Raw genomic sequence first — 3,378 nt, 5'->3', positions numbered from 1 at the left:
CGCATGCTCGCTCATCACAGGTTTCAACCGTAAACCCGGCACGCGCCTTCCCCACACTCCATCATCGCGGAGCACTTACGTTATGCTGCCGGCACAAATCCGCGGCGCGGCCTAACATGCGGTTCAAGCCACTCGCTTCGCTCGCTCGGGACCGGCTAAAGCCGGCCCCTTAACCAAACGTTATATATCGGAGTTATACCGTGGATGCATATAAAACACCTGCTTCCGACCTTCATGTAGAAGGCGAAATTGAGTACAGACCGCTTGCAGGATTATTAATAGGTCTTTGCTTTGCAGTATTACTTACGAGCCTGACCAGCACAATCCTATGCATTGCATTCGGGGTATTACTAGGAGCAGATCTTAGTAGCGAAAATTTTGTCATCGAACTAGCCTCAAACAATTTTTACCTACTTACAGATATTGCAATTAGTGCCATCGTAGTTTTTTATGCTGGGCGAGCTACAGGAAAGCGAACCCACGGCAAAGAGATAAAGTTTGGCGCTATATTAGCAATTATTACTCTAGCAATGTCCCTATTGCTTAGCATTTACACTGATGCATTCAGCATATTTCCAGCCTGGTACACCGCTCTTGCAACTATATCAATCATTATACTTATACCTTTCGGCGCAAAGAGTGTGGCCAATACATAACAAGTCGCTGAAGTCGCTCATTTCATTCGCTGGGACGGCGTGCCGCCGCCCCTTAGCTTAATCGTTAGGCGTAAGAGCAGAAATCGGGAAACACGGAAGTTATGCATTCAAATAACAATTGGCGTATTCATCCTGAAAGTTCGCGGCGGCTAATCAAATCCGGCCCGAACCATTTGCACCAAGTAACCTGTTTATTCACATGCGCAAAGGAACGTCCGGTTCGCGCATGCGCGTCCATCACAGGTTTCAACCGTGAGCCCGGCACGCGCTTTCACACCACACCACCATCGCTGAGCACTTACGTTATGCTGCCGGCACAAATCCGTGGCGCGGCCTAACATGCGGTTCAAGCCGCTCGCTGCGCTCGCTCGGGACCGCGTTCCGCGGCCCCTTAACCAAACGTTAGCCACACAACCCTAAAAGCAGAAGGAGTTGCACATGAAACATCTCACCACTCAAATCAGCATTGCATTCATGGCTTTGTTTCTTGCCGGCTGCGACGAAGTAAAAAGTCAATTCGCATCCTGCCCAGCTGCAATTGCACCAGCATCAGCAGAAACGCTTGAACAAATCAGGAGTACTGCCGGAACCATAGCTGGCTCCGCTTGGACAAAAAAATCTGACTGCCAGTATATAGACCCACCCAAAGACCAAACCTTAAGCACTCCAGCTCTAAATTGTGAGTCGACCACTCACAACGTAAAAGTTCTCGATAGTGGATGCCCTTACTATGTATCACAGAGCACTGTGAAGGATGGCCCCATCTGGTGCCTGCGTTCAAAACCCGCGAGCAGCCAAGTAATAGCAGCATCTGAGCAACGCATGAAAATGTACTGTAAGTAGCGGCTAACAAGCGGTTCAAATCGCTCGCTTCGCTCTCTGGGACGGCGTGCCGCCGCCCCTTAACCTGATCGTTAGGTACCAGCAGAGGACGCTATGCCAGGCTTCACCATTAAAGATGGATGCCACTACATTTCATACATAACAGGCCCGTCACACATACTTCTTGGCATTAAATTTAGCCCTGTCATAACTGATCCTGAGCTAGTTATGCTTCCCGCCCAAGGAGCTTGCTCTCATGGTCACCTAGACGCCGATCAGATCAAAAATGTAGTTCAAGAAGGGCTAGCCACGTTTAGAGACGACGCAGGTTGTAGCTTGTATGCAGAAAAAATCATTTATGTAGAGAATGACTCTCCGCGCTATGACATTTTTCGAGCTTCAGCCTATAAGTTGGCAAAACATCTTCGTGATGGAGGGCAGTTCCAGCATGGCACCTAACAATGCGTATATGGACTCTCCCCACAAGTAGTGAGAAGTAGCTTTTCCTACCCTGTCGTCAGCGCGGTTGCATTCGTATATCCGGCCTGTTCTGGGCACTATCGCCCTGGCCATTCTGTAGTTCGCGCAGCGGGGGCCAAGCGTTCAATCGATCACACGGATCATGATTGTTATCGGCCTTGTTCCGCTGCAGGACTCGCCTGTTCCGACAGTGCTGCTGCTCACCACAACCACAAGAAAACCATCACACCTTACTGATTACCCCCGCCGTCAGGCGGGCCTTACGCTTTGCCAGTCACCGCTGAAACGCCGCTCATGGCACCACACCGCCCAACAGATCCGCACCAGCTTGTTGGCCAAGGCCACTGCCGCCTTGTTGTGGCCTATCCTCGCCGCGGTCTCGACCGCCCAGCGCTGCAGCTGGGTCAGCTTCTCCGGGGTTCGCGCCTGGCAACGCTGGGCTGCCAGCAACGCCGCTCGCGCGCCGTGTATCAACAGCGTTCGCACGTAGACGTTGCCCTGCCGGCTGATATGACCCAGCTTGCGTCGGTCGCCGCTACTGAACTCGCGTGGGGTCATGCCCAGCCAGGCACTGAGCTGGCGACCATTGGCAAAGCGCTCGGGCTGGCCGACCGCGGCTTTCAGGGCGCTGGCGGTCAGCACCCCGATGCCGCTGACTTCATCCAGTTTGCGCACGACTTCATCCTCGGCATGCCAGCGTTTCAGTTGCTGCTCGCACTCGACCATGCATTGTTCGTAGAGATTGATTTCCGCCAGGACGAGATGCAGTTGATGGCTCAAGGGAGCCAGTTCCGCTCGATCAACCAAGTCATGGGCCGCACGGATAAACGCGGCAGTGGCGGCAGGGGCTTCGATGCCCGCCTCGCGCAGAATGCCGCGCAGCAGGTTGATCCGCTGCGTACGGCTCTTCTTCCAGGTTTCGCGCAGCCCGTGCAGTTGCTGCACCTGTTGCTGCTCGTGGGTTTTCACCGGAACCGGATGAATATCCTTGCAGCGCGCGGCTTCCAGCATCGCGTCGCAATCGTTGCGGTCGGTTTTGTTGCGGCGTCGATAAGGACGCACGTAGCGGGGATGGATCAGCCGCACCCGGTGGCCCAGGGCCTGCGCGACGCGCCCCCAATAGTGGGCAGTGCCACAGGCTTCCATCACCCACTCGACCGGCTCGGCCTGCTCCTGTATATATCGCCGGAACGCCTCTCGGTTCAGCCGCTTACGCTGAACCACCTGGCCGGAACGGACACTCTCGGCAACTTGGTATACGGACTTGGCCAGATCAACCGTAAGCGCTCCATAAACCCCACCTACAAAACTAAGATTCGGCCATAGAAGCTGCGCTCCCGATTACTCACTGGAGCCAACTGCCATGATGCGTCCCGACGCCAAAGTCGAAAAAGTCTACCTGTACCCCAAGCCCGTGGAC

3 protein-coding genes are annotated in these 3,378 nt (G+C 54.2%); 2 read left to right on the top strand and 1 reads right to left on the bottom strand.

What is annotated here, in order from left to right; genetic code table 11:
• The first annotated feature begins 200 nt into the window (after nt 1–200).
• Both Q8Q83_RS12135 and Q8Q83_RS12130 read left to right on the top strand, forming a co-directional pair.
• Nucleotides 201–656 carry a hypothetical protein gene (locus tag Q8Q83_RS12135; RefSeq protein ID WP_305624049.1) on the top strand — a complete coding sequence of 152 codons (456 nt, stop codon included), beginning with the start codon at nt 201–203 and terminating at the stop codon, nt 654–656.
• 438 nt (nt 657–1,094) lie between these two features.
• Complete coding sequence (locus Q8Q83_RS12130) at nt 1,095–1,499, top strand: hypothetical protein (RefSeq protein ID WP_305624047.1); 405 nt, start codon at nt 1,095–1,097, stop codon at nt 1,497–1,499.
• A 708-nt stretch (nt 1,500–2,207) separates the two neighbouring features.
• On the opposite strand, the gene Q8Q83_RS12125 is transcribed toward Q8Q83_RS12130, so the two are convergent.
• Entirely contained in the window at nt 2,208–3,230 is a 1,023-nt protein-coding gene (locus tag Q8Q83_RS12125) for an IS110 family transposase (RefSeq protein ID WP_305624051.1), read from the bottom strand.
• Nucleotides 3,231–3,378 lie beyond the last annotated feature (148 nt).

This window comes from Pseudomonas sp., assembly GCF_030696055.1.
Taxonomy (GTDB): domain Bacteria; phylum Pseudomonadota; class Gammaproteobacteria; order Pseudomonadales; family Pseudomonadaceae; genus Aquipseudomonas.
This window is presented reverse-complemented; position numbering and strand designations above follow the sequence as displayed.

Excerpts from the sequence above, each read along its gene's own strand:
- Q8Q83_RS12130 (WP_305624047.1), top strand. The coding sequence starts at position 1,095 with ATGAAACATCTCACCACTCAAATCAGCATTGCATTCATGGCTTTGTTT.